The 24841-nt window shown below is 52.0% G+C and carries 25 protein-coding genes, 2 rRNA genes and 1 riboswitch (1 of these 28 cut by a window edge); of the genes, 24 read left to right on the forward strand and 3 right to left on the reverse strand.

Translation table 11 applies throughout. From position 1 onward, the window contains the following. From ACZF99_RS00055 to ACZF99_RS00070, 4 genes are all read left to right on the forward strand, one after another. A 23S ribosomal RNA gene (locus ACZF99_RS00055) occupies window positions 1-1735 on the forward strand (it extends 1324 nt beyond the left edge of the window). A gap of 144 nt (window positions 1736-1879) precedes the next feature. Further along, window positions 1880-1996, forward strand: a 5S ribosomal RNA gene (gene rrf / locus ACZF99_RS00060). Between the two features lie 396 nt (window positions 1997-2392). After that, a complete protein-coding gene (locus ACZF99_RS00065; protein ID WP_483607985.1) occupies window positions 2393-3196 on the forward strand; it encodes a hypothetical protein in 804 nt (267 codons plus the stop codon). Window positions 3197-3337: 141 nt separating this feature from the next. After that, the gene (locus ACZF99_RS00070; RefSeq protein WP_483607987.1) at window positions 3338-3790 is read left to right on the forward strand and encodes a hypothetical protein; all 453 of its coding nucleotides are present in this window, start codon (window positions 3338-3340) and stop codon (window positions 3788-3790) included. Between the two features lie 418 nt (window positions 3791-4208). Here the strand turns inward: ACZF99_RS00070 and ACZF99_RS00075 are convergent, their stop codons facing one another. Next, a complete protein-coding gene (locus ACZF99_RS00075) occupies window positions 4209-6125 on the reverse strand; it encodes an amidase family protein (protein WP_483607989.1) in 1917 nt (638 codons plus the stop codon). A 418-nt stretch (window positions 6126-6543) separates the two neighbouring features. Between ACZF99_RS00075 and ACZF99_RS00080 the strand changes: the two genes are divergently transcribed. Beyond that, window positions 6544-6972: a hypothetical protein gene (locus ACZF99_RS00080; RefSeq protein ID WP_483607991.1), complete on the forward strand. Its 429-nt coding sequence runs from the start codon at window positions 6544-6546 to the stop codon at window positions 6970-6972. A gap of 137 nt (window positions 6973-7109) precedes the next feature. On the opposite strand, the gene ACZF99_RS00085 is transcribed toward ACZF99_RS00080, so the two are convergent. Continuing rightward, window positions 7110-7637: a hypothetical protein gene (locus ACZF99_RS00085; RefSeq protein ID WP_483607993.1), complete on the reverse strand. Its 528-nt coding sequence runs from the start codon at window positions 7635-7637 to the stop codon at window positions 7110-7112. A 215-nt stretch (window positions 7638-7852) separates the two neighbouring features. On the opposite strand from ACZF99_RS00085, the gene ACZF99_RS00090 reads away from it, so the two are divergent. The 10 genes from ACZF99_RS00090 to rsmI all read left to right on the forward strand — a co-directional run bounded on the left by ACZF99_RS00090 (window position 7853) and on the right by rsmI (window position 15469). Then, window positions 7853-8038, forward strand: coding sequence for a sigma factor G inhibitor Gin (locus ACZF99_RS00090; RefSeq protein ID WP_059040428.1), 186 nt, complete (start codon window positions 7853-7855; stop codon window positions 8036-8038). A 149-nt stretch (window positions 8039-8187) separates the two neighbouring features. Continuing rightward, window positions 8188-9714, forward strand: a complete 1527-nt coding sequence (locus ACZF99_RS00095; protein ID WP_483607995.1) for an aminotransferase class I/II-fold pyridoxal phosphate-dependent enzyme — start codon at window positions 8188-8190, stop codon at window positions 9712-9714. 55 nt (window positions 9715-9769) lie between these two features. Then, entirely contained in the window at window positions 9770-10420 is a 651-nt protein-coding gene (gene tmk / locus ACZF99_RS00100; protein WP_483607997.1) for a dTMP kinase, read from the forward strand. Between the two features lie 53 nt (window positions 10421-10473). Continuing rightward, entirely contained in the window at window positions 10474-10803 is a 330-nt protein-coding gene (locus ACZF99_RS00105; RefSeq protein ID WP_036618158.1) for a cyclic-di-AMP receptor, read from the forward strand. A gap of 111 nt (window positions 10804-10914) precedes the next feature. Then, the gene (locus ACZF99_RS00110) at window positions 10915-11358 is read left to right on the forward strand and encodes a YaaR family protein (protein WP_483607999.1); all 444 of its coding nucleotides are present in this window, start codon (window positions 10915-10917) and stop codon (window positions 11356-11358) included. A 25-nt stretch (window positions 11359-11383) separates the two neighbouring features. After that, window positions 11384-12364: a DNA polymerase III subunit delta' gene (gene holB / locus ACZF99_RS00115; RefSeq protein WP_483608001.1), complete on the forward strand. Its 981-nt coding sequence runs from the start codon at window positions 11384-11386 to the stop codon at window positions 12362-12364. A gap of 151 nt (window positions 12365-12515) precedes the next feature. Next, window positions 12516-13316 carry a PSP1 domain-containing protein gene (locus ACZF99_RS00120; protein ID WP_483608003.1) on the forward strand — a complete coding sequence of 267 codons (801 nt, stop codon included), beginning with the start codon at window positions 12516-12518 and terminating at the stop codon, window positions 13314-13316. Between the two features lie 48 nt (window positions 13317-13364). Beyond that, the gene (yabA, locus tag ACZF99_RS00125) at window positions 13365-13736 is read left to right on the forward strand and encodes a DNA replication initiation control protein YabA (protein ID WP_483608005.1); all 372 of its coding nucleotides are present in this window, start codon (window positions 13365-13367) and stop codon (window positions 13734-13736) included. Between the two features lie 63 nt (window positions 13737-13799). Next, complete coding sequence (locus tag ACZF99_RS00130; protein WP_483608007.1) at window positions 13800-14555, forward strand: tRNA1(Val) (adenine(37)-N6)-methyltransferase; 756 nt, start codon at window positions 13800-13802, stop codon at window positions 14553-14555. Next, window positions 14552-15469: a 16S rRNA (cytidine(1402)-2'-O)-methyltransferase gene (gene rsmI, locus ACZF99_RS00135; RefSeq protein WP_483608009.1), complete on the forward strand. Its 918-nt coding sequence runs from the start codon at window positions 14552-14554 to the stop codon at window positions 15467-15469. Before ACZF99_RS00130 ends, rsmI begins: the two co-directional genes overlap by 4 nt. Before the next feature lie 133 nt (window positions 15470-15602). On the opposite strand, the gene ACZF99_RS00140 is transcribed toward rsmI, so the two are convergent. Continuing rightward, window positions 15603-15857, reverse strand: a complete 255-nt coding sequence (locus ACZF99_RS00140; RefSeq protein ID WP_009226360.1) for an AbrB/MazE/SpoVT family DNA-binding domain-containing protein — start codon at window positions 15855-15857, stop codon at window positions 15603-15605. Window positions 15858-16171: 314 nt separating this feature from the next. Here ACZF99_RS00140 and ACZF99_RS00145 point away from each other — a divergent pair, with 314 nt between their 5' ends. The 9 genes from ACZF99_RS00145 (at window position 16172) to ispE (ending at window position 24767) form a co-directional block, all read left to right on the forward strand. After that, window positions 16172-17461, forward strand: coding sequence for an HD domain-containing protein (locus ACZF99_RS00145; protein ID WP_483608012.1), 1290 nt, complete (start codon window positions 16172-16174; stop codon window positions 17459-17461). A 14-nt stretch (window positions 17462-17475) separates the two neighbouring features. Continuing rightward, window positions 17476-18252: a TatD family hydrolase gene (locus tag ACZF99_RS00150; RefSeq protein ID WP_483608014.1), complete on the forward strand. Its 777-nt coding sequence runs from the start codon at window positions 17476-17478 to the stop codon at window positions 18250-18252. Between the two features lie 209 nt (window positions 18253-18461). Next, a riboswitch (cyclic di-AMP (ydaO/yuaA leader) is annotated at window positions 18462-18671 on the forward strand. Between the two features lie 447 nt (window positions 18672-19118). After that, window positions 19119-20255: a ubiquitin-like domain-containing protein gene (locus ACZF99_RS00155; RefSeq protein ID WP_483608016.1), complete on the forward strand. Its 1137-nt coding sequence runs from the start codon at window positions 19119-19121 to the stop codon at window positions 20253-20255. 171 nt (window positions 20256-20426) lie between these two features. Then, window positions 20427-20972 (forward strand): ribonuclease M5, encoded by a 546-nt coding sequence (gene rnmV, locus ACZF99_RS00160; RefSeq protein WP_483608018.1) that lies wholly within the window; start codon window positions 20427-20429, stop codon window positions 20970-20972. Between the two features lie 5 nt (window positions 20973-20977). After that, window positions 20978-21874 carry a 16S rRNA (adenine(1518)-N(6)/adenine(1519)-N(6))-dimethyltransferase RsmA gene (gene rsmA / locus ACZF99_RS00165; RefSeq protein ID WP_483608020.1) on the forward strand — a complete coding sequence of 299 codons (897 nt, stop codon included), beginning with the start codon at window positions 20978-20980 and terminating at the stop codon, window positions 21872-21874. A gap of 24 nt (window positions 21875-21898) precedes the next feature. After that, entirely contained in the window at window positions 21899-22816 is a 918-nt protein-coding gene (gene yabG, locus ACZF99_RS00170; RefSeq protein ID WP_483608022.1) for a sporulation peptidase YabG, read from the forward strand. Window positions 22817-23052: 236 nt separating this feature from the next. Beyond that, window positions 23053-23328 (forward strand): biofilm formation stimulator Veg, encoded by a 276-nt coding sequence (gene veg / locus ACZF99_RS00175; protein WP_059040406.1) that lies wholly within the window; start codon window positions 23053-23055, stop codon window positions 23326-23328. A gap of 218 nt (window positions 23329-23546) precedes the next feature. Further along, window positions 23547-23726 (forward strand): small, acid-soluble spore protein, alpha/beta type, encoded by a 180-nt coding sequence (locus tag ACZF99_RS00180; protein WP_016314706.1) that lies wholly within the window; start codon window positions 23547-23549, stop codon window positions 23724-23726. A 186-nt stretch (window positions 23727-23912) separates the two neighbouring features. Then, complete coding sequence (gene ispE / locus ACZF99_RS00185) at window positions 23913-24767, forward strand: 4-(cytidine 5'-diphospho)-2-C-methyl-D-erythritol kinase (RefSeq protein WP_483608024.1); 855 nt, start codon at window positions 23913-23915, stop codon at window positions 24765-24767. Window positions 24768-24841: the final 74 nt, after the last annotated feature.

The raw sequence follows: 24841 nt of genomic DNA on the forward strand, positions 1-24841 counted from the left end.
ACCCACTTCGAAGCTGGAGTGAAGTCGATTCAGGGGTAGGGGAGCGTTGTATGTAGGTTGAAGGTGTACCGTAAGGAGCGCTGGACAGCATACAAGTGAGAATGCCGGTATGAGTAACGAAAAGATCAGTGAGAATCTGATCCGCCGAAAGCCTAAGGGTTCCTGAGGAAGGTTCGTCCGCTCAGGGTAAGTCGGGACCTAAGGCGAGGCCGAAAGGCGTAGTCGAAGGACAACAGGTTGAAATTCCTGTACCACCGTAATCCGCTATGAGCGATGGGGTGACGCAGCAGGGTAGTGACGCGGGGCGATGGAATGCCCCGTCCAAGCAGTGAGGCTGGTGTGTAGGCAAATCCGCACACCGTAAGGCTGGGCTGTGATGGGGAGGGAAAATTTACAGTACCGAAGGTCATGATCTCACACTGCCGAGAAAAGCCTCTAGCCAGGAGAAGGTGCCCGTACCGCAAACCGACACAGGTAGGCGAGAAGAGAATTCTAAGGCGCGCGGAAGAACTCTCGTTAAGGAACTCGGCAAAATGACCCCGTAACTTCGGGAGAAGGGGTGCCCCGGTAGAGTGAATAGCTCGAGGGGGCCGCAGTGAAAAGGCCCAAGCGACTGTTTAGCAAAAACACAGGTCTGTGCGAAGCCGCAAGGCGAAGTATACGGGCTGACGCCTGCCCGGTGCTGGAAGGTTAAGGGGAGCGGTTAGGAGGCAACTCCGAAGCTGTGAACCGAAGCCCCAGTAAACGGCGGCCGTAACTATAACGGTCCTAAGGTAGCGAAATTCCTTGTCAGGTAAATTCTGACCCGCACGAATGGCGTAACGACTTGGGCGCTGTCTCAACGAGAGATCCGGTGAAATTTTAATACCTGTGAAGATGCAGGTTACCCGCGACAAGACGGAAAGACCCCATGGAGCTTTACTGCAGCTTGATATTGGACTTTGATACGATTTGTACAGGATAGGTGGGAGCCTAGGAAGCCGGAGCGCCAGCTTCGGTGGAGGCGCCGTTGGGATACCACCCTGATCGTATCGGAGTTCTAACCTGGTACCGTAAGCCGGTACGGGGACAGTGTCAGGCGGGCAGTTTGACTGGGGCGGTCGCCTCCTAAAGAGTAACGGAGGCGCCCCAAGGTTCCCTCAGAATGGTTGGAAATCATTCGCAGAGTGCAAAGGCAAAAGGGAGCTTGACTGCGAGACTGACAAGTCGAGCAGGGACGAAAGTCGGGCTTAGTGATCCGGTGGTACCGCATGGAAGGGCCATCGCTCAACGGATAAAAGCTACCCTGGGGATAACAGGCTTATCTCCCCCAAGAGTCCACATCGACGGGGAGGTTTGGCACCTCGATGTCGGCTCATCGCATCCTGGGGCTGAAGTAGGTCCCAAGGGTTGGGCTGTTCGCCCATTAAAGCGGTACGCGAGCTGGGTTCAGAACGTCGTGAGACAGTTCGGTCCCTATCTGTCGTGGGCGTAGGAAATTTGAGAGGAGCTGTCCTTAGTACGAGAGGACCGGGATGGACGCACCGCTGGTGCACCAGTTGTTCCGCCAGGAGCACAGCTGGGTAGCTAAGTGCGGACGGGATAAGCGCTGAAAGCATCTAAGCGTGAAGCCCCCCTCAAGATGAGATTTCCCAGTATGTAAGACCCCTTGAAGACGACGAGGTTGATAGGCCTGAGGTGGAAGTGCAGCAATGTATGGAGCTGACAGGTACTAATCGGTCGAGGGCTTATCCAAAAACATCTAAAACACAAATTCGTTTCGTATCCAGTTTTCAGGCGATCAAGCGTCTGAATGACGATTTTAAGCTGCATGTCTTTTCTAAGGTTTGATCTTTTGCTGAAGCAGGGATCAGGCAGCGGAAGCAGCGCAAAAATCATGTTTGGTGGCGATGGCGGAGGGGTTCCACCCGTTCCCATCCCGAACACGACCGTTAAGCCCTCCAGCGCCGATGGTACTTGGACCGCAGGGTCCTGGGAGAGTAGGACGCCGCCAAGCAGAATTCAAAACGCACTCAATATAAGTTAGGTAGTTTGAAACTATTGACTTATATTGAGTGCGTTTTTTTGATATTGTCTGCCCAGCTAAGCTCGCATCTTCTAGCCGGTGAAAGTCCAGTTGCGGGAGGGGCAAGCCCCCGCGAGGGGAAAGAGGAAGCCGAGTCTCGGTATTTTGGATGAAGAGGTTCACGTCCGATTCTGAGAGGGCCTGAGGGTGCGATTCCCTCGGGCTACTTACCTCGTGGTCATCTGCAAGACGAAGAGAAATTATCTTTCCTTTGACCTAGAAAAATATGGCAAAATAATGAATAATAATGGTTATTTATTAAATAAAGTATAAGAATGGATTATAATGAAAAAAGATGTAAAACTATATAAAAGGAGGAGGATTCACATGAAACGAAGTAGTTTATTAATGATGGTAGTCGCTCTATTTTTTTGCTTTGGTAGTTTAGCGGGAGCCGCACCTGGACTAATAGAAGAAGATGCTAATCATGATGCAATTAAAGTAGCTGAGAATTATTTTAAGAATATTATTAGAGAAAGTGCTGATGGCAAAAATGGAACTCCATTAATTGATTTTCGAATTGTTTCTGTGGATCAATCAAATCCGGAAAGTATCAAATTATATGTAGAAACAAAATTTAAAGGTTCCGGGAAATTACCAGCAGCACCATATAAGGTAGTTAAGGAAAATGGAGAGTTTAAAGTTAAGAATGAACCCATTGTATATAATATGATACCGGGTTCTTTAGATTACGGCACAGTGTCAGTAGGGAAGGTAAATGAAATAGATTATCAAAATTCAGCCAATGATTATTCAATAGAAGCCGTAATACCCAATTCGTATTATTATAATAGCCAGATAATTGGGCCCGGAATATATAACTATTTGTTAGGAAGTAGTTTTAGCACGACTAAGAGCAATTTAACAATCAACGGCTGGCAAGAAATATCATCTGACCCGGATAATCCTAGTGACGGAGATATTCAATTAAGATATGGAGTTGCAGAGAAGCTTTCTACTGGTTCTTATAAACGTTTGGCGCAAAGCAGTCTTTTTAAAGGCGATTATCCTAAGAATGGCACTTGGCTCAATGCATATTTGACAAATGTTCCAAAAGGCGATAATCGTGTTGTTTATGTTTATAATGAGTTTTTTTCAACAGCTGTAGTTTCTGGTAATGTTTATGAATAGGAATTAAATGAAGAGGGCAATTAGCTCGTATAGAATATAGACGAGCTAATTGCTTTTCGATTTCAGTAAATTAATAACAAAACATGGTTTTTCTGTAGGGAATAGCGTATAATAAATTAAAATTCACTAAAGAGGTGTACCATGATCAAGAGAGGCAAATTTATGGTAACTATTACTGCTTGTTTATTTGTGCTTTGTAGTGTAACAGTTACCGTAGGAGCTCAAGTACTTGACACACTAGGGAAGGAACAAGGCATTCCTATTTCTAGTGTAGCGAAAGAACCGAGGCAGGCAGCCTTGCAGGTTATAGATAAATACTTTGAAGAACTAAAAAAACCTGAGAAAGATCTTGGGACGCCGGTAGAGAGTTATAGAATTGTTGATGTAGATATAACAAATCCTGATAATATCAAAATTCAGGCTACCGTTGTGTATAAAAGTTCTCCGGAAGAAATGCCAATTACAAACTTTTATGTTGTAAAAGAAAAAAGTAATTATGTAGTTAAAAGTGAAAAAGTGATTTATGATATGATACCGTCATCTCCGACATATGGAACGATTATTTCCGGGGCAAAAATAAACGAATTACAATGAGTCAAGGTAGCGAAACCTCTTGTCAGGTAAATTCTGCCCCGCGGTTCCTACTGCCGATGGTACTTGGACCGAAGGGTCCCGGGAGAGTAGGACGCCGCCAAGCAAGGGAAAGAGCACTACCGTTGATCGGTGGTGCTCTTTTGTTTGAACAATAAGTGCAGATCTGCAGTTATTTCCGGACAATCCGCCGTTTTTGGGGGATTAGTTGCCTGTATGCAGTTATTTTCGACGATGATCGCGGAATGCGGCCGTTTGAGCGAATTTAGATGCATTGGTGCAACTATTGAGCCTGATTTGCCGGAATCGTGCGAAATAACTGCGCTGGTGCAACTATTACAGTAACTTTTACTTCGTCAAGGGATGAACAAAGAGCACTACCATTAATCCGGCAGTGCTCTATTTGATTCAAAAAGAAGAATTACGGCGTTAACCTGGGGGCGTGACGGTGGTGCGTGCCTTGTTCGAAGCTGTAAGCGAACTTAATCAGCGTGCCTTCGTCGAAGGCACGGCCCAGGAACTCGATTCCAACCGGAAGGCCGTTAGCCGTAAATCCGGCCGGTACGGTAATGGCCGGGAATCCGGAGAACGGACTCAGACGATTGTTGCTTCCGGACGACTGACTGTCGCCGATTAACGCCGGCGGTTGGGTACTTGTCGGGTAGACAATAGCATCGAGGTTGTTGTCCGCCATCACCTTCAGGAGAGATTCACGGGTCAAGCTGGTGCGCTTCAGCACGATATCCTTATACTCCTGGGTATCTAGGGATTCCCGGGCTTCGCGTGCTTTCATCGATTGTTCTTGCGTTTTATCGTATTCTCCCGAAGCGATGATTTCAGCCAGGCTGTGGTAAGGGGCATCCTCGCCTAGTTCTTTCAGATAGTCATTCAGTTGGAACTTAAACTCGTAGCCGCTTAGGCTGGGATACTTATTGATTTCTGCCCAATTGGGGATCTTGATATTTATGACCGTCGCGCCAAGTTCCTCTAGTTCATATACGGCGTTAGTCACCACGTTGGAGACTGCTTTTTCTTGGTCGTTACCTTCCGGAAAAAGTTCAGTTGCTACGCCGATGCGTGCGCCTTGCAAACCATCAGCGTTAAGATAGTCGGTATAGCTCTCCGGGATGCGGCCAACGTTATAGGCGGTAGCGACATCGTCCGGATCATAGCCGGCTGTAACGTCGAGAAGGATTGCCGCATCTTCGACCGTACGGGCCATCGGACCGCCGACGTCCTGGGTCAGGGCTAGCGGGATAATACCATCCCGGCTGGATAAGCCGATCGTCGGGCGGATGCCAACCAGACTGTTGAAGCTGGACGGAATACGGATCGAACCGCCGGTGTCCGTGCCCAACCCAGCGACGGCTAAGTTGGCGGCGATCGCTGCCCCTGTACCGCCGCTGGAGCCGCCGGGATAATGGTCGGGGGCATAAGGGTTTTTCGTTTGACCGCCTAACGAGCTGGAGGTCGTGATACCGAAGGCAAACTCATGCAGATTGGTTTTGCCTAAAATGATCGCCCCGGCTTCTTTGAGTTTGGCGATTTGATCGGCATCCTGTGCGGGCATGGAGTTTTTTAGACAAAGGCAACCGGCTGTGGTCGGCATGTCGGAGGTATCGAAGTTATCTTTCACCAAAACCGGGATCCCGTGCAGCGGTCCTCTCGGACCTTTGTTGGCGCGCTCTTTATCAAACATCTCGGCAATACGGAGCGCTTCAGGATTAACTGATATGACGGCTTGCAGGGATATCCCCTGATCGTCGTATTTGGCGATACGGTCGAGATACATCTGCACCAACTGTTTGGAGGTCAGCTTTCCTTGCTCCATCGCCAGTTGAATTTCGGAGATTGTGGCCTCGGGGAGTATAAAGGGCTTCAAATATCCTAGAACACGTTCGCGTATCTGTGCGAGTTCGTTTGTCGTAAGAGGTTTGGCGGGCAGGAACGATGTATCGGAATAGCCCTTCATCAGTCCTGCCTTTACGACGGCACCTACGGCTCCGGCGTAATCCGCCTGATCCGGAACGTCGCGGAACGATTCGGGCTCATTTTCCAACCCCAGCCATTGTTGAAGCAAGGTTGCGACATGGCTGCGAAGCACGCGATTCTCGGAGATCTCCGGCATGGCAAAGGAGCCCCCCGCCTCGAAGGCGACTTGTTTCATCGTCTGACGGAATTGTTCGCCGGTGACCGGCGCATGGTCTGGAGATGAAGCCCAAAAAGCGGATGAAGCGGCTTGGGCTTGTGGGATTAGGCCGGTCCATAATTCGGACAAGAGTATGGAAGCCAGCAGAAATAGGCTTCCTTTCTTCCAACGTGGTCGATAGCGGTTCATCAGCAAATCCCCTCTCCCCTGCAAAATGATAAGTATATGTGAATTATCATAATTTCATGTAAGATATAATGACAAAGGGGATACTGTCTTGATAAAGCGTATACATCCCATATTTTTGACGAAGAAGGCTATTTTTCTCTTGATTTCTTTCATTAATAAAAATTCATAAAGGGAATATAATGTAAGATAAGGTGACTTGTATATTACACATTGTCTCTTCTTTTTTCAGAAAATTCACTTGATTATTTTCAGCTTCTACCAATTGGAATGTAACCATTTTGTTACCGACATAGATATGACACCCGTTATAATTAGAATGGTATGTTAGCATCTAGGGCATTTAGCCTATCCGGAATCTATATCAGAATGACAACATGAACTTTTTTCAGTATATAGGCAGGGTAAGGAGGAATGAATCATGCGGCGAAGAGGGGTAAGAATATCCTTATGCTTCATGTTGGGAGTCATGATGATGATGGTAATCATCGCAGGCTGTGCATCTTCCGAGCCTTCGTGGACGGATTTTGTGGGAGCTACGGTCGAGAAGAATTTTCCCGTCCCCAAAGAGGCCAATCAAACGGAAACGGCGCTTAATAACTCTAAGATGGACTATGTGCATTATAAGCTAACCGGACTCAAAGAGAGCAACGAAATCCCTGAAGCCTATCAGAAGGTGATCGAGGAATGGGGATGGAAGGAGAAAGAAGAGGAAAGCACCGGCACAACCCGGGTGTATCAGAAGGGAAAGCAAATTGTACAGCTAACGCTGCACGACAACTCTTTTACAGTACTGGTTCCCAAAAAGGAAGAGAAAACGGTCATTCAAGGTTTGGAAAGCAGTCCTTGACCTTAGGACTTCGGATAAGTGGCCATCGCCCGTTACCGGACAAGCCGCCGGTGCCAGAACATGGCATACAAGCAAAAAGCCTGAACTCTGCAATGCTGCAGGGAGCAGGCTTTTTGGTCGTATCCGATATATATCGGTCACTGCATGTAGTAGGCGATTTCAAGACCGGTGATTTTGATCATTCCGTCTTTGCGTTGTCCCCGTAAGGTGGCAAGCACAATAAAGCGCGGGATCATCAGCCAAAGGTGCCAGAAAAACAAAGATAGCACAAAGGAAACCGGCGACCAGGGAATCAGAATGCCGATAATACAGCAACCGATCCAGGCCGAATGAAGGTGGACCCGCCGGTATATTGGATAAGCGACGTATTGGTCAGGCATGTAGCCGATCCATGGCATCTGGCGGGAAAGTTTCCAGCGCTTGCGATAGGAGTGGCTGACGATCATCAGCACGCTACGGGAAATGACGTATTGGATCCACAAAATGACGGGCCCAGCCAGCAGGAAGAAAAAGATGCTGGTCCAGGATATAAAAATCATCTCGGCAGCCAGCCATATAACGGGGAGTATCACTAAGCTGTAGATGAGCGTTTTCGGTAAAACCTTCTTCTTGAGCAGCGTGTAATGATAAAACGTCGCATTGGTTTCGGTTTCGGCGGACTTCAAGCGTTCGATCCTCCTCCAAATCACATCGGCTCCCGCAAAAAGCGAGCAAGCTCTTCTTAATATATCGGCTAAAACGACGAATATTTAAGATGCCGCGTACAAACACCGCCTTCCGACCTATGGCATAAGATAAAGTAGGAAGCGGACTATGAAAAGGTTTAAAATAGTAGAATCTGTGTCATACTGATAGTAAAACAGACAAGGTGGGATCGGGCATGGATGAGCTGGGCGTCAGAACTTGCATCATTTGCGGGGAACCCAAAACCGAAGGCATTCATATCGTATCAGAATTTATCTGCGACGCTTGCGAGGCGGAGATGGTGCACACCGACGTACAGGAGGAGAAATACCATTTCTTCATTCATCAAATGAAGCAGATCTGGGTGCAAAAAAATGCATAACACCGCCGGTTGAAAGGACCTGTTCATTTTCGGGAGCGGGTCCTTTTATATTGCCCTACCGGGCAAAATAGCGGTAAAATGAAGCGATGGCTGCAACCTGTGTTTAACCATGCGGATCAATTCTGAGTCGGAAGGATTAAGTATAGAAAATGACAGAGGTACAAAACCCGGGAGCCCCTTTGTATGAGGCTTTGTTGCGATATCGGGAGAAAAGGGACGCTTCCTTTCATGTGCCGGGGCACAAAAACGGACAAGTCTTGCGTAGCGGGGGGGATGGACAGGACGATTTGGCACGCGTGATGGAAATTGACGTTACGGAAATCACCGGAACGGACGATCTCCATCATCCGGTGGGCGTCATCCTTGAGGCGCAGCGGTTGGCCGCCACCCAGTTCGGGGCGGAGGAGACGTTTTTTCTGGTCGGCGGTAGCACGGCCGGGAACCTGGCCATGATCCTGAGCGTGTGCACCGCGCCGGGAGACGTGCTGCTCGTGCAGCGGAACGTGCATAAATCCGTTATTCACGGATTGATGCTGGCGGGCGCGCACGCGGTGTTTCTGGCGCCGCAGCAGGAGGCCGGCAGCGGGCTGGCAACCATCCCGAGCGAAACGGCGGTGCGGGAGGCGCTGCGCCGGTATCCCGGCGCGAAGGGGCTGTTGCTCACGCACCCGAGCTACTACGGGATGGGCGGGCCGCTTCGGCCGCTGGCCGAGCTGTGCCATGCGCACGGGGTGCCGCTGCTCGTCGACGAGGCGCATGGCGCCCACTTCGGCCAGCACCCGGCGCTGCCGGAGAGCGCGCTGGCCGCGGGGGCCGATGGCGTCGTGCAGTCGACGCACAAGATGCTGACCGCGCTTACGATGGGCGCGATGCTGCATGTACAGGGCGGGCTGCTCGATCGCGCACTGCTGCGCCAGCGGCTGGCGATGCTGCAAAGCTCCAGCCCGTCCTACCCCATCATGGCTTCGCTCGATCTGAGCCGAAGCCTGCTGGCGGAGCAGGGACCCGCCTTCTTCGAGGGCGGGCTCGCCGCGGCCGCGCATCTGCGGCGCGGCCTGGACAGTCTGCCGCGCTTCGGCGTCTTAACACCGCCGGGCGCCAGCGGAGAGGCTGCTGCATATACTATTCAAGATCCTTTGAAATTGGTTATTTTCGATAAGGTTGCTGCCCTCAGCGGATATGAACTGCAGGAGCGCCTCGAGGCAGAGGGATGCGTACCGGAGATGAGTGATGAGCGTCATGTCGTATTGGCGCTTGGCCCGGGGACGACGCTGGAGGATGCCGAGCGGCTGCTGGCGGCGCTGGAGCGAATCGCCGAAGCCACCGAGCCGGAGAACTTAGCGGGTGGCGGCTCGCCGGCATTGTCGGCCAAGGAACTTTCCACGTGGAACATTACGGAGGATGAGGGATGGCTGCCGGAGTTGTCCGAACCCGTCCTGTTTGGCCTTACGCCGTTGCTCGCGGCGGAGATCAAAGCGGTCTCTGTCCAGGACAGCCTCGGCCGGCAAGCGGCGGAAATGATCATTCCGTATCCGCCCGGCATCCCGTTGCTCTATCCCGGGGAGGTCATCACCGAGACGGTCCGCCGTCGGCTGTTGACGCTACGGGACTCGGGGGCCAAGTGCCAGGGGGCGGCTGACCCGCAACTGCATACGATTCTAGTCAAGAAAAGGTAAAGCCAAGCATATACTTGTACATGATTTTTCGAGAAGAAAGCAGGGAACGAACCAGATGAACCATCAAGCCAAAGGATTATTCATTACGCTCGAAGGGGGGGATGGCTCCGGCAAAACAACCGTCATGCGGGAAATGGAACAGGCGTTGGAGGAACACAACGTGCCGTTTATTTCTACGCGGGAACCCGGCGGCATCGAAATTGCCGAGAAGATCCGCGAGATTATTTTGAATCCTGAGCACACGGCGATGGATGCGCGGACAGAGGCACTGTTATACGCGGCATCCCGGCGGCAGCATCTGGCGGAGAAGGTGGAGCCCTCCCTGGAGCGCGGAATTACCGTTCTCTGCGACCGGTTTCTGGATAGCAGCCTGGCTTATCAGGGGTATGCGCGCGGGCTGGGCATCGATGAAGTGCTGGAGATTAATCTCTTTGCCACCAAGGGGCGGTTCCCGGATCTCACCTTTTATCTCGATATCGAGCCCGAAGCCGGATTGGCCCGCATCGCTGCTGGAGAGGGGCGGGAAGTGAACCGTTTGGACATGGAAAGTTTGCAATTTCATCAGAAGGTCCGGGAAGGGTACCGGATCATTGCCGGCATGTACCCGGAGCGATTCAAAACGATCGATGCTTCGCAAAGCAAGGAAAAGGTTGCCGCGGAGATTCGAGGGCATCTTTCTGCGGCAATAAAGGAATTCATGGCCTAGCCGTCAAATAGGTTAGTATGGTACATTTTTTATAAAACAAGGAGGTACTGCATATGAAACTGATTGTTGCGATTATCCAGGATAAAGACAGCAACCGGCTATCCAGCGCGCTCGTGAAGGAAAACTATCGGGCCACCAAGCTGGCGAGTACCGGAGGGTTTCTTCGGGCGGGGAACACGACGTTTATGATCGGTGTAGACGACCATCAAGTGGATGCCGTGTTGAACGTTATCCGTAACAGTTGCAAAGTGCGGGAGCAGCTGGTTACCCCGGTTACGCCGATGAGCGGTACTACCGATTCGTATTTGCCGTTGCCCGTGGAAGTGCAGGTGGGGGGGGCGACGGTGTTTGTTCTCCCAGTAGACCGTTTCGAACACTTCTGATAGAGGTAATCAAAAAAGTGATCTTCCCATCACGAAGAAAATCAATGAAGCGAATTCGGCATCGAATCTTGAACCTCATTTTTCTATATCAACCAATAGGCGGTGGATGCTTTGAAAATTGATCCGGGATACCGGCCGCTCAAAAGCGGTTTGGGGATAAGCGACAGCCCTGCCAAGCCGGTGCAATCCAAAAGCTTCTCCGATGTCATGCAGCAGCATGGCCAACAGGCGACCCAGGAAGAGCTGAACCGGAGATTTAAGGAAATCCAAATGCAAGGGGACCGGCTCGCCCGGTCCATGACCGTTCGGGAGTTGAAGGCGTACCGGTTGATGGTCAAGCGGTTTCTGGAGGATACGGTTCGGCGGGGCGTGTCCATCAAGGAGTCGAAAGGGTGGGACCGCCGCGGTCGTGGCAAACGCTACAAGCTGTTGGATGAAGTGGATGCCGCGCTTCTGACGATGGCAGACGAGCTGCTGGAGACGGAGCAAGGCAAAATCGAGCTGCTGCAAAAAATCGGCGAGATTCGCGGCATGCTGATTAATCTGTGTTTCTAGCTTTGAAAGGACGAGGGCAAACGTAATGTCATTTCAAGAGATCATCGGGCAGGATACGGCTAAGCAACTGCTGCAGAGCAGTCTGAGACGCCGGGAAATCTCCCATGCCTATCTATTCAGCGGACCGCCTGGAAGCGGGCAGATGGAAATGGCCATGGCCTTCGTCCAGGCGTTGTTCTGCACCCGGGGCGGAGACGACGCTTGCGGGGAATGTCTGGAGTGCCGCAAGGTGCGGCACGGCAATCACCCCGATTTGTTTACGATCAAGCCCGAGGGGGCAACCATCAAAATCGAACAAATCCGCGATCTGCAGCGGATTTTCTCTTACCGTTCGGAGAGCGGCAATCCTAAAGCTTATATCATCGACGAATCCGAAAAAATGACGGTGCAAGCGGCGAACAGCTTGCTGAAGTTTCTGGAAGAACCGCCGTCTCCGGCTGTGGCCATCCTGCTCTCCGATAATGGACGAGCTTTGCTCCCGACGATTCAGTCGCGGGCGCAGTGGGTGCCTTTTTCGGCGGTAAATCCGGAGACGATGCTCCAAATATTGGCGAATGAGGGATTTCCGTCAATCTTGGCCCGCAGTGCCGTTCACCTCGCGGCAGGACTGGGGCCGTGCCGCGAATTGATCCAGCAGAATTGGTTTGCAGAAATTAGAAACGTAGTGTTACAATTAGGGAAGGAAATCGCAGGCCGTGGCGGTTCTCCTTTAATTACGGCGCAGCAAACGTTGTTCAAATCCGGTTTGACCGATCATTTGGACATGTTGTTCAGCCTGTTCCATTTGTGGTTTAAAGATATGATCCATGCGCTCTACCATAAACATGATCAAATCGTTTTCATAGATGAGCTTCCGTTTATCAACCAGCATGCCGCCAGCCGCAGCGCCGAACAATGGATTGACGCGATGGCGCTGGCCGCGGAGAGCAAGAAGAAGCTGCGGCAGCATATGAATGCCAGCCTCTGCGTAGAGCAGTTTCTGATCGCCGTGGATGGTCAGCGATAAGATTTGCAGCCAAGGACAGGATAGACAAGATGTACTCTCGCATGAAACTTTCTCCCCTGAAAGAGCAGGGATTATAGTCGTTTCTTCTGAACACGCGCTTTGATGGACAGCGGTTCACCAGTTTTTTAGAGCTATACGAGGGGGTTAGTTTTTGTATACTGTAGTGGGCGTCCGCTTTAAGAAAGCGGGCAAAATCTATTATTTCGATCCATTGGAGCTCCCCGTGGAGAAGGACCAGAGCGTGATTGTCGAAACTGCGCGCGGGATCGAATATGGGAAAGTGGTGGTCGGCAAGAAGAAGGTTGGAGAATCCGATGTCGTCCTTCCGCTGAAGAAGGTGATCCGGATCGCCGACGAAGCCGACGCCCGTGTTGTCGAAGAGAACAAGTTTGCGGCAAAGAATGCTTTTGCCACATGTTTAAATAAAATCAAAGATCATGATTTGAAAATGAAGTTGGTCGACGTGGAATTTACCTTTGACCGCAATAAAATCATTTTTTACTTCACGGCGGAAGGCCGCGTTGATTTTCGCGAATTGGTCAAGGATTTGGCCAGCATCTTTCGGACCCGGATCGAGCTGAGACAGATCGGCGTAAGGGACGAAGCCAAAATGCTTGGCGGCATCGGTCCTTGCGGGCGCGTACTCTGCTGTTCTTCTTGGCTTGGCGATTTTGAGCCGGTCTCGATCAAGATGGCCAAGGATCAGAGTTTGTCGCTAAACCCAACGAAAATCTCCGGCTTATGCGGCCGTTTGATGTGCTGCCTGAAGTTTGAGCATGATAACTACGAGAGCACCAAAGAAGAACTTCCATCCGTAGGCAAAATCGTCGTGACTTCGCTGGGGGACGGCAAGGTTGTTGGGCTTAACGCCGGCAGCCGCACTGTACATGTACAGCTGTTCGAAATCGGAAAAGTAAAGGAGCTTCCGCTGGACGATGTCGTCCTGAAATAAGAAGATCTTTTTCAAGATAGACTTTAGAGATGACTCTGGGGTGGGAACTTGGAGAACAAGGACATTTTCACAAGTATGCAGGCGCTGGAATCGCAAATGGGCAAAGTACACGGTGATTTGGGCAGTCTCAAGCTGGAGGTCAAGAAGCTGGTGGAAGAGAATCAGCGGCTTCGCCTCGAAAATGAACAGCTGCGCAAAATATTAAAGCGGGAAAGCACGGAGGGGCCATTGCCCTTACCCGCGACGGAAAGAACGGATAGCCCGGTTCTGGCCGGCAAAGAAGCGATGGATGTCGTGGGCGAAGGCTACGATAATCTGGCGCGTCTTTACCATGAGGGCTTCCACATTTGCAATGTTTATTACGGGCATCTGCGCACGGAAGGCGACTGCCTGTTCTGCTTGTCGTTTTTGAATAAATAAACCGTGGGGGGGTCCCTGCGGTTTTTTTAAATTTGGGCTGGAAAAGGATGGAGTTCAGGATTCATGAACCATGTACCGATTTATGAGCAGGAACGCGTAGACGACTTGCTGACGCATGAATTGCATATCATTCAGAGCGATGAAGTGTTCAGCTTCTCGATGGATGCCGTTTTGTTGGCTCGGTTTGCCCCCATGCCGAAATATGGAAAAATCCTGGATTTATGCACCGGCAACGGGGTGATCCCGCTGCTGCTCTCAACCCGGACGGAGGCGGAGATCGAAGGGATCGAGATTCAGCCGCGACTCGCGGATATGGCCCGCCGCAGTGTGGAAATGAACGGATTGACGCACCGGATCCGCATCCGCGAAGGCGATTTGCGCGACCTGGTGAAGGTGACGGGTCATGGAGTTTACGATGCCATCACGGTGAATCCGCCGTATATGCCGGTCACGACGGGCGAGATGAAGCTGAACGCCCATCAGGCGATCGCCCGGCATGAGATCCGCTGTACCCTGGAAGAGGTCGCGGCCGCCGCCATGCGGTTGGTTCGGCCCGGCGGCAAGGTCTCGATGGTCCACAAACCGCAGCGCCTAGGCGAGATTGTCACGGTGCTGCGCCAGTATCGATTGGAGCCGAAGATCATCCGATTCGTGCATCCCCGGGCCGGAGCGGAAGCGAATATGGTCCTGATCGAGGCGCTAAGGGACGGTAAGCCGGACGTGCGGGTGCTGCCGCCGCTGATCGTTTATAATGAAAACGGGGAATACTGCGAAGAAATCATGAATATCTACTACGGGCCAAAAGAGGGGAGAGCATGAACGTACAAGTCCAAAAAAGCTTTGAATCGCCATCAGGCGGAACGACCCAAGCGGACAGGGGCAAATTGTTTCTGGTAGGCACGCCGATCGGCAACCTGGAGGATATGACCTTCCGGGCGGTCCGTACCCTACAAGAGGCGGACATCATTGCGGCGGAGGATACGCGGCAGACGCGCAAGCTGTTAACGCATTTCGACATCTCTCCGGGAAAATTGCTAAGTTATCATGAGCATAATAAAGCCGCCAGCGGTCCGGAACTGATACGCTTTATAATAGAAGGAAAAAATTTAGCGCTTGTCAGCGATGCCGGCCTGCCGGCCATTTCCGACCCCGGGAGCGACCTCGTGAAATTAGCGCTGGCGGCGGGAATTTCGGTAGTCCCGGTACCGGGAGCCAACGCGGCATTATCGGCGCTGATCGTTTCCGGGTTGCCGACGGAACGTTTTACGTTTCTGGGCTTTTTGCCAAGGGATCACAAAGAGCGGGAAGTGCTGCTGAAATCGCTGGAAGATCAGGAAGGGACGATGCTGATGTACGAATCGCCGCATCGGCTGGTCAAAACGTTGGAATCCCTGTTTGAGGTTTGGGGGGACCGACGCATCGTCCTGGCGAGAGAATTGACCAAGCGGTACGAGGAAATGGCCCGCGGCACGATCCGGGATTGCCTGGCCTGGTTACAGGAACATCCGCCGCTTGGTGAATATTGCCTTGTCGCTGAAGGAGCGCACCCCGATCAAGTGAAAGAAAAACGCGCTGCCTGGTGGCAACCGCTTACGGTGGAAGAGCATGTTCGCCATTACGAAACGGACGGAGGGATGACACGAAAGGAAGCGATGAAAAAAACAGCCGCAGACCGGGGGGTTGCGAAACGAGATATCTATAATCAGCTGTTGCAGAACCCACCACTTCCCTAAATCGGGAAAATTTAGCCGAAAATCGAAAAAAAGGGGCCTTCGCTAGGCCGGGTTCAAGCCTAGGAAGGCGCCAAGGAGATATGAAAAAGGTTAGAATTAACAGTTTCAGTAAATCTATTATATACTATAATTCTTAATTTGTCACAGGGGTAGGAAGCTCAGTAATGCATTCGTGGCAAACAATTTTGCCTTTGAAGTAAGTTACGTTCTCGGCATTGCCGCAGAAGATGCAGGCCGGCTCATATTTCTTGAGCATGATCCGTTCGCCGTCAACGTAAATTTCGAGCGCGTCCTTTTCTCCGATCCCCAGAGTACGGCGCAATTCGATCGGGATTACGACACGACCCAATTCGTCTACTTTTCTTACGATACCTGTGGATTTCATCATATTGATGATTGCCCCTCTCGCTATAGATTGGATTTGTCATTATTCGACATGATTCTATCTTTTATGATTTTTATAATACCAACCATTGCCAGATTAGTCAACCTATTTATGGTATAGTTCATTATTATTTCTAAATAATTGCGATACATAACTCCGAGAACCGCTAGTTAGACTAGGAAATCAACGATATTCTATAATTCGACATTTTGGAAAACTAGAATATGACAATTATCGACTTTATTCGACATAACCCGTCGTATTTGGTCAGAATTCTGCTTTTGCAGAACAAATTTATGGAAAAGGAGTGTTGAACCATGCATCGTCGACTTCGCGAAGAGAAAGTATTTAAAGATCCCGTACATAATTATATTCATGTGCAGGATGAAGTGATCTGGTCGCTTATTAACGCTTCGGAGTTCCAGCGTCTTCGCCGGATCCGTCAGCTCGGCACGTCCTATTTGACGTTTCATGGCGCCGAGCACAGCCGATTCTCGCATTCGCTGGGCGTTTATGAGATTACGCGGCGGATTATTTCGCAGTTTGAACGGAGCGGATACGCGGATTGGCCTCGCGAAGATAAACTGGTGGCATTGTGTGCGGCGCTGCTGCATGATTTGGGACACGGTCCGTTTTCCCATTCTATAGAAGAAGCGTTCCAAATGCATCATGAGGATTGGACCTGCAAGATCCTGTTGGGCAATACTGAGGTCGGCGCTGTTTTACGGGAAGTGTCCCCGGACTTTCCGGATAAGGTGGCTGCGGTGATCCGCAAGGATTACGAAAATCCGATCGTCGTTCATCTGGTATCGAGTCCGCTTGATGCGGATCGAATGGATTACTTGCTGCGGGATGCTTATTTTACAGGCGTCAACTACGGGACGATCGATATGGACCGGATTATCCGAATGCTCCGCCCTTATCAGGGACGGGTGGTCGTAAAGGAATCGGGCATGCACGCGGTGGAAGATTATTTAATGTCGAGATATCAAATGTATTGGCAGGTTTATTTCCATCCGGTCACGAGAAGCTCGGAGATCATTCTCCGCCAAATTTTGCGCCGGGCCAAAGAGTTGTATCGGAACGGGGATTCCATTGAATTCCTGCCGCACCCGCTTCCCGATTTATTCCGGGGCAACATCGGTGTCGCCGATTATTTGCAGCTTGACGAGGCGTTGATGCAAACCGCGTTCATGCAGTGGACGCGAGAAAAAGATGAGCGGTTAAGCGATTTGTGCTCTCGATTTTTGAACCGTAAATTGTATAAATATGTAGAATTGGATACGCCCGAGCTGGAAATGCTGGAGGAGATCCGGGAGGCCTTTTCGCGGGCCGGCCTGCATCCCGAATACGACATGGAAATTGATTTTCCGACCGATCTGCCGTATGATGTGTTCCGTCCGGACGAGGGGGTCCGCCAGAAGCAAATTTTACTGTTGGACCGGCAGGAACGGCTGCGGGAAATTTCGGAAGTATCGGATATTGTACGGTCGATCAGCGGCTTGCAGCGGGGCAAAACGCATTTGTACTATCCGGATAATAAGCTGTGTGCCGTAATGGACCGGCTGCCCCAGGCGGTAGCCCGTATTTTTGAGCAACGGAACTAGGAGGATGACGATTCGTGATGTTATTTGATACGCATACGCATTTGGACGCTCCCCAATTTGACACGGACCGTGAAGAAGTGATTGCGCGCGCCGTGGAACAAGGGGTGACGCGGATGATCAACATCGGATTCAACCGCGAGACGATCCCGTCAACGATGAAGCTGGCGGAGACGTACGATTTCATTTATGCCGCCGTCGGCTGGCATCCGCAGGATGCGATTACGATGCAGGAAGGCGATTTGGACTGGATCGCCGAATTGTGCAAGCACGAGAAGGTCGTGGCCATCGGGGAAATCGGCTTGGATTACTATTGGGACACGTCCCCAAAAGACGTCCAGCACGAAGTCTTTCGCAAACAAATCGGCCTGGCCCGCAGCTTGGGGATGCCGATTTCCATCCATAACCGCGACGCCCATGAGGACGTGGTGCGCATCCTCCGCGAGGAGAAAGCCAACGAGGTTGGAGGCGTGATGCACTCCTTCTCCGGCAGTTGGGAAATTGCCAAAATGTGTCTGGATTTGGGATTTCATTTGTCGTTTGGCGGACCGATTACGTTTAAAAATGCAAAGCAGCCCAAAGAAGTGTTAGCGAAGACACCGATGGACCGATTATTGATCGAAACGGATTCCCCTTATTTAACGCCGCATCCATATCGTGGAAAGAGAAACGAGTCGGCACATGTTCGTTTGGTGGCGGAAATGGCGGCCGAGCTAAAAGGGGTCACCTTCGAGGAAATCGCCGAAATTACCACCCGAAATGCATTGGAACGATTTGGTATCTCGAGGATTTGAGAGCAAATCGGATGAAAAAAAGAGGATTTCGGAAAGATTAATGCTTTTTAACCGATAAAAACGAGATCATTACATTTTTTTAACCATTTTTTTAAAAAAACGTGGTTGATTCGTCCTTTACAACCTGCATCGAAACAGGATAGAATTTTTTCAGTATCGATTTGGTTCGTTCGGAATGGACAAATGAACCTTTCGATGCTGGGTTCCATGAACCAGTCTCGCTGAATCTCCTTCGCCGGAGAACGGGGGAACCGATTCGGGGCGGTGGCGGCATGCCATTAACACCGGTAATTGATTTCTTTCCAGGGTCTTTGGGGTGAATTCGAGGTCATTGCGCCATGAGCGAATGAACCGAGGAAGGGCGGCTCTCTTTCGCCCGAACCCGACAGCTAACCTCGTAAGCGTATAAGAGAGGTCACTCGTGCAGCTATTACACCAAGACATTCAAGAAGCCACGAAGGAGTTCCTCTAACTCTTTCTTTAGGCTTCTTTTGTTTTGAATAAAAGTAATAGGGTCATCATACTGTTGGTAAACAGGAGGTGACATGTGCAAGAGAGACTGGATCAGGATGCAAAACGCGTTAAGGTTGTCAAAAAGTCATCTTTTGATCACGAAGCAGCACAAGAAGTTGATTCGACATCGAATCTTGAATTCAGCCGGGCTTTCCGTTGCTCACGTAGCCATAACTACGCTGCGCTACTCAATCCCTAGCTTCATCCAACCTTCTCGGTGCTGAAAACCTGACTTTTTGACTTGATTTAAACTTAAGCTAGCCGATGCGCGTTTTGTAAAAAGTAACTGTAGTCGCGTCAATCGTTATCATGCATCGACCTAGACGGCGGGACTATGAAGGAGGACGGAAGAAATGGGCATTTTCCGCAAAGGGGAGACCCATGAATCACGCTCATCCAGCATGTCTTACGCAATGCGATGGAAGCATGAGAATTTACGTCAGGTAGCGCTCGTCGGCGTTCTGACCATCGCGGTAATCATCATCATCCTAATCTGGCTGTTTGGCCAGGATCATAAAGAAGTGTCCTTGATCGTGGACGGCAACGTCCAATCGGTGGAAACAACCCAATCCAGCGTAGCTCATCTGCTGGAGGAACAATCGATCAAGCTCAGCGCGAAGGATTCCGTATCGCTTCCGCTGGACAGCTCGCTTAAGAACGGCGACCGCATTGTCATTGTACGCGCAATGCCGGTGAACGTGATCGTGGACGGCACGAAGAAAGTCCACTTCACGACGCAAAAGCAAGTAGAGGGCGTATTGTCCGAGCTCGGCGTCACTTTGAACCCGCATGACAAGGTTACTCCGACATTGGACAGCAAAGTTACCGCGAACCTGAACGTCAAGGTGGTTCGGGTAAGCAAGCATACGGTGCAGACGAAGGAGGCCGTGCCTTTCAGCGTGGTCAAAACGTCGGACGCCAATTTGCTGAAGGGCACGACGAAGGTCATTCAGCAAGGCAGTGCCGGTTTGGTCATTCACAACATCGAGAAAACATACGAGGACGGAAAGTTCGTGGCGAAGCGATGGCTCGGCAAGGAGGTCTCCAAGAAGGTCCAGCCGAAAGTGGTTGCCGTCGGCACGAAGAAACCTACCGCCGTTCTGTCGGCCAGCATCAACCGCACCGCGAATACGGTGAATATTAGCGGGTTGACAACCAAAGGCGGCGTCTCTTTTGAATATAAAAAGATACTCAAAAACGTTACGTTAACCGCCTATTCGGCGGAAGAAGACGGAATCGGCACCCGTACGGCCTCCGGTACCCGCGTGACCGAAGGCAGAACGATTGCAGTCGATAAGGACGTCGTTCCGCTCGGTTGGTGGGTATACATCGAGGGGATCGGCTTCCGCAAAGCGGAGGATACCGGCGGGGCCATTGAAGGCAATAAGATGGACGTTTATTTCGATTCCCTGAAAACGGCGAAGAACTTCGGCCGCAAGAAGGGCCGCACCGTATACGTGATTGGTCCGACGAAGCCGGAGTTGAACTAAGCCCTGCGTCTCTCCGTTTTACAATGCGGAGGGAATGAGATAGTATTAGGATGATGAATAAGACAGTGGATTAGAAGAGGATGTTATCCTCTTCTTTTTGTTATTCTTAGAGGCAGTTCAAAAAGTCGTCTTTTGATCACGAGAAGTTAGAGCGAAGGGAAGATGGATACCATGATCAAAGAGGTCATCGTGGTGGAGGGCCGGGATGACACCGTGGCAATCAAGCGCGCCGTGGAGGCGGATACGATTGAGACCGGCGGTTCGGCCATCGGCGAAACGACGCTGAAGAAGATCGCTTTGGCGCAGGAGCGCCGGGGCGTTATTATATTTACCGATCCGGACCATGCCGGGGAGCGGATCCGCAAAATCGTGGCGGCGCGGGTGCCGGGCTGCAAGCATGCTTTTTTGCCCGAGGCGGAGGCCACGAAGCGGGGCGATATCGGCGTGGAGAACGCTTCTCCGGAGGCGATCCGCACGGCGTTGTCCCGGGTGCGCAGCGAAGCTGCGGGGGTGGAGGCCGCGATCGACCGGGAGGACTTGATGACCGCGGGCCTGATCGTGCATCCGCAAGCCGCGGCGCGCCGGAAAGCGCTGGGCGAGCTGCTGGGCATCGGGTACTGCAACGGGAAGCAATTGTACAAGCGGCTATCGGTGTTCCGCATCAGCCGCGAGGAGTTTGCGGCCGCGCTGGCCGAGTTGGAGAGCAAAGGAGTTTAGGGATCATGAGCATAAGGGAAGACATATCGACGCCGCGCCGGACGAAGGAGATCATTCAACGGCACGGTTTTTCGTTCAAAAAAAGCCTGGGGCAAAATTTTCTGATCGACCAGAACATCCTCGGTAAAATCGTCGCGGCGGCCGGACTGGATGACACCAAAGGGGCGCTGGAAATCGGGCCGGGCATCGGTGCCTTGACGGAAAAGCTGGCTCAGGAGGCCGGGAAGGTTGCGGCCGTGGAGATCGACCAGCGCCTGCTCCCGATCCTGGAGGAGGTGCTGGAGCCGTATCCGCACGTACGCGTGATCCATGGTGACGTATTGAAGCTGGACCTCCAGGCGCTGTTCGCTGCCGAATTCGGCGACATGAGTGGTGTCAGCGTGGTGGCTAATCTGCCGTATTACGTGACGACGCCGATTCTGATGAAGCTCCTGGAGGAGAAGCTGCCGCTCACGCATATTGTCGTCATGATCCAGAAGGAAGTCGCCGAGCGCATGGCCGCCGCTCCCGGCGGCAAGGAGTACGGCAGCCTTAGCATCGCCGTGCAATACTATAGCGTGCCGGAGCTGATCTGTACGGTGCCGCACAGCGTGTTTATTCCGCAGCCGAATGTGGAGTCCGCGGTGATCCGCTTGACCGTGCGAAAGACGCCGGCGGTGAATGTGGCGGACGAGGCGTTTTTCTTCGAGGTGGTGCAGGCCTCTTTTGCCCAGCGGCGGAAGACCATTTCCAACAACCTGAAAAGCCGCTTCTTCCCGAAGGAAGGGCGAGAGCGGCTCGAACAGCTGCTGGAGGCGGCGGGGATTGTGCCGTCCCGGCGGGCCGAGACGTTAAGCCTCGCCGAGTTTGCGAAGCTGAGCGATACGCTGCTGCAGGCCGGCGTGAAGGAACTCCGCGAGTAACCATTCCCTCTTGTTGCCCATACGATGGGGATAGAGGTGATTGACTTGACGAATTTGGGAGACTTGGTCGTCCGCAAATCATACGGTGGAGACGTTACGTTCCGGATCGAGCGGATTGAGCGGAGCGAAGCTATCATCAAAGGAACGGAATTCCGGCTGCTGGCGGATGCACCCTTGATCGATCTGGTCAGGGTAGACCCGGCTTCCCCGGGAGAAACGACGCAGCGGGCCCGCATCAAGGCGACGGAGTCGCTAAAGCGATTAACCCAGGATCGCAAGGAACTGGCGGAGCGTAACCGGATGGCGATAGGGCGGGAGCTTTACGTGCAAGGAGAACCGGCCTATTTCGAGGTGCCGGGCAAGGTGCTGCATCTGGACGGTGACGAACGTTATTTGCAAAAAAGCCTAAGCTTGTACGAGAAGCTGCGCGTTCCGGCCCAAGGCTATTTCGTCACAGAGCCGCAAATGGCCCGTGCGCTTTACCGTCTGCTGCCGACGGTCAAGCCGGATATCGTCGTGCTGACCGGTCATGACGGAGTCTTGAAATCGCGTCCCAACGGCGACCTTTATAATTTGACCAGCTATAAAAATTCCAAGCATTTCGTGGAGGCCATCCAAACGGCCCGGCAATATGAGCGTAATTTCGATACGTTAACGATTGTGGCCGGCGCCTGCCAGTCGCATTTTGAGGCGCTGTTGCAGGCGGGGGCCAATTTTGCCAGCTCGCCCGGCCGGGTGCTGATCCATGCGCTGGATCCGGTGTATATCGCCGCCAAAGCGTCGCTCACCTCGATCCGCGATACCATCCAGATCACCGATGTGCTGAATCACACGATCAGCGGAGCGCAGGGCGTCGGCGGGATTGAGACCCGCGGCAGCTACCGGATCGGACTGCCCAAACTTAAGGATTTAACGACGCTGAAAGTTGTGCCATCCATGTAACCTTGCATAGTTTATTCCTAAACGTTTTTTGCTTTTTGCCCTTGCCGGAAGGTCCTGAGGCCAATGCCCCAGGACCTTCCGGTTATTTTATTCGAACTTCCATCGGGTTAAAAGGAAAAATGTCGAAAAATAATCGTTGACACACCATTTTTGAAGCTGATATAATTATTTGTTTTGATTTGACAAGGTTGTGACTTTCCTGTATAATGGACAAAGAAAGAAGGTGGTCACTGGCAATGGCTAAAAATGCGCTGTCGGAAATTAAGCATAGTCTCGACGCCCACGTAGGACAGAAAATTATGCTCCGGGCAAACGGAGGTCGCCGCAAGACCGTCGAACGCACTGGAGTTTTGGAGGAGACTTATCCTTCGGTCTTCATTGTGAAGCTGGATCAAGAGCAGCAAACCTTTAAGCGTGTGTCATACAGTTATGCCGATATACTGACCGAATCCGTCGAGGTCATGATTTGCGACGATAACGACGGGATGCGGATTTCGTATATTAAACCGTGAACATCATGAACCAAACAGCAAACGGTACTCACCCGGCGGGTGAGGCCGTTTTTTTCTTGCCTGCGGCTGGCTGGAGTGGGGGCGGTCTCCTTCCCTTCCGGGCTCATCGTTTTTTGTTCGTCTAAGGTGGACAGACTTCCCATCGTATGCCCGCGCCGAAGCCGATGCATACTAATCATCGTTCCTATATCCATGACCCCAAAGGAGGAGCACTGACCATGTCGCGAAGAAGACGCAGCGTGATGTCGGAGAACTTGAAGGTCGAGCTTGCGAAGGATCTGGGATTTTACGATACCGTCCAGCAGGAAGGATGGGGCGGCATCAAAGCCAAAGATGCGGGCAATATGGTGAAGCGAGCGATCGAGCTCGCCGAGAAGGCCGCAGCGAAACAGCAATAACCTCTGCCGCAGCGAAGCTTCCCACCCGGGGAGCTTCGTTTTTTTCGCCGGATGCAGTAAGATAGAGGGAGAAAAATTTGTCTTTCGTACATAGACGTGAAGGCAACGTTTTTTTAAAATAAAGGAATGTGCCAGAAGACCGGATGGATGAGGAATTCCACGGAATTGCTGAGGTGGGGGAGCGCCATGAAAATTTACGAAAAAGCACCGGCCAAAATCAACTTAATGCTCGATGTGTTGCATAAGCGTCCGGACGGTTATCACGAGGTCGAGATGATCATGACCATGGTGGATCTTGCCGACCGTCTGGAAATGAGCGCCCTCCCGCGGGATACGATTATTATTTCGAGCCAGGCCGGTTATATTCCGCTGGACGAGAAGAATTTGGCGTTTCAGGCGGCGAAGCTGATCAAGGAACGATACAACGTACGGAGCGGGGTCTATATTCACCTCGACAAGAAGATTCCGGTCGCCGCGGGCCTTGCGGGAGGCAGCAGCGATGCGGCGGCGACACTGCGGGGGTTAAACCGGCTGTGGGAGCTGGGCATTCCCGACGAGGAGCTGAAGGAGCTTGGTTCGGAGCTGGGCTCGGATGTGCCGTTTTGCGTAACGGGCGGAACGGCGCTTGCGACCGGGCGGGGAGAAGTGCTGACGCCGCTGCCGAATCCGCCGCAGTGTTGGGTGGTGTTGGCGAAGCCCCCGATCAACGTATCGACGGCGGAAGTATACGGCCGCCTGCGCGCCGAGCAGATTGGCGATCACCCGTCGGCGCCTCGGATGCAGGCTGCGCTGGAGAACCGTTCGTTCGCGGACGTATGCCGGGAGCTCGGCAACGTGCTGGAGCAGGTGACGCTGAAGCTGCACCCGGAAGTGGCGCACTTGAAAGAAGCGATGCTGCGGCTTGGCGCGGACGGCGTACTGATGTCCGGCAGCGGGCCGACGGTGTTTGGGCTCGTGTCCAAAGAATCGAAAGTGTCGCGGATCTATAACGGGCTGCGCGGATTTTGCAAAGAAGTCTATGCCGTGCGGCTGTTGACTTAGGGTCGGCGAGAGAGCTTTGATCTGCAGTACTCGTTCGTATATTTTCCAAGGCTTGGACAAATCCGTACAAAAAT

This window comes from Paenibacillus sp. JL3B1040, assembly GCF_057063165.1.

Coding starts and splice junctions, on each gene's coding strand:
- tmk (WP_483607997.1), top strand. CDS start 9,770: ATGAACCATCAAGCCAAAGGATTATTCATTACGCTCGAAGGGGGGGAT.
- ACZF99_RS00140 (WP_009226360.1), bottom strand. CDS start 15,857: ATGATGAAATCCACAGGTATCGTAAGAAAAGTAGACGAATTGGGTCGT.
- ACZF99_RS00095 (WP_483607995.1), top strand. CDS start 8,188: ATGACAGAGGTACAAAACCCGGGAGCCCCTTTGTATGAGGCTTTGTTG.
- rnmV (WP_483608018.1), top strand. CDS start 20,427: ATGATCAAAGAGGTCATCGTGGTGGAGGGCCGGGATGACACCGTGGCA.
- ACZF99_RS00130 (WP_483608007.1), top strand. CDS start 13,800: ATGAACCATGTACCGATTTATGAGCAGGAACGCGTAGACGACTTGCTG.
- ACZF99_RS00070 (WP_483607987.1), top strand. CDS start 3,338: ATGATCAAGAGAGGCAAATTTATGGTAACTATTACTGCTTGTTTATTT.
- holB (WP_483608001.1), top strand. CDS start 11,384: ATGTCATTTCAAGAGATCATCGGGCAGGATACGGCTAAGCAACTGCTG.
- rsmI (WP_483608009.1), top strand. CDS start 14,552: ATGAACGTACAAGTCCAAAAAAGCTTTGAATCGCCATCAGGCGGAACG.
- ACZF99_RS00080 (WP_483607991.1), top strand. CDS start 6,544: ATGCGGCGAAGAGGGGTAAGAATATCCTTATGCTTCATGTTGGGAGTC.
- rsmA (WP_483608020.1), top strand. CDS start 20,978: ATGAGCATAAGGGAAGACATATCGACGCCGCGCCGGACGAAGGAGATC.
- ACZF99_RS00145 (WP_483608012.1), top strand. CDS start 16,172: ATGCATCGTCGACTTCGCGAAGAGAAAGTATTTAAAGATCCCGTACAT.
- ispE (WP_483608024.1), top strand. CDS start 23,913: ATGAAAATTTACGAAAAAGCACCGGCCAAAATCAACTTAATGCTCGAT.
- ACZF99_RS00180 (WP_016314706.1), top strand. CDS start 23,547: ATGTCGCGAAGAAGACGCAGCGTGATGTCGGAGAACTTGAAGGTCGAG.
- ACZF99_RS00155 (WP_483608016.1), top strand. CDS start 19,119: ATGGGCATTTTCCGCAAAGGGGAGACCCATGAATCACGCTCATCCAGC.
- veg (WP_059040406.1), top strand. CDS start 23,053: ATGGCTAAAAATGCGCTGTCGGAAATTAAGCATAGTCTCGACGCCCAC.
- yabG (WP_483608022.1), top strand. CDS start 21,899: ATGGGGATAGAGGTGATTGACTTGACGAATTTGGGAGACTTGGTCGTC.
- ACZF99_RS00065 (WP_483607985.1), top strand. CDS start 2,393: ATGAAACGAAGTAGTTTATTAATGATGGTAGTCGCTCTATTTTTTTGC.
- ACZF99_RS00090 (WP_059040428.1), top strand. CDS start 7,853: ATGGATGAGCTGGGCGTCAGAACTTGCATCATTTGCGGGGAACCCAAA.
- ACZF99_RS00075 (WP_483607989.1), bottom strand. CDS start 6,125: ATGAACCGCTATCGACCACGTTGGAAGAAAGGAAGCCTATTTCTGCTG.
- ACZF99_RS00105 (WP_036618158.1), top strand. CDS start 10,474: ATGAAACTGATTGTTGCGATTATCCAGGATAAAGACAGCAACCGGCTA.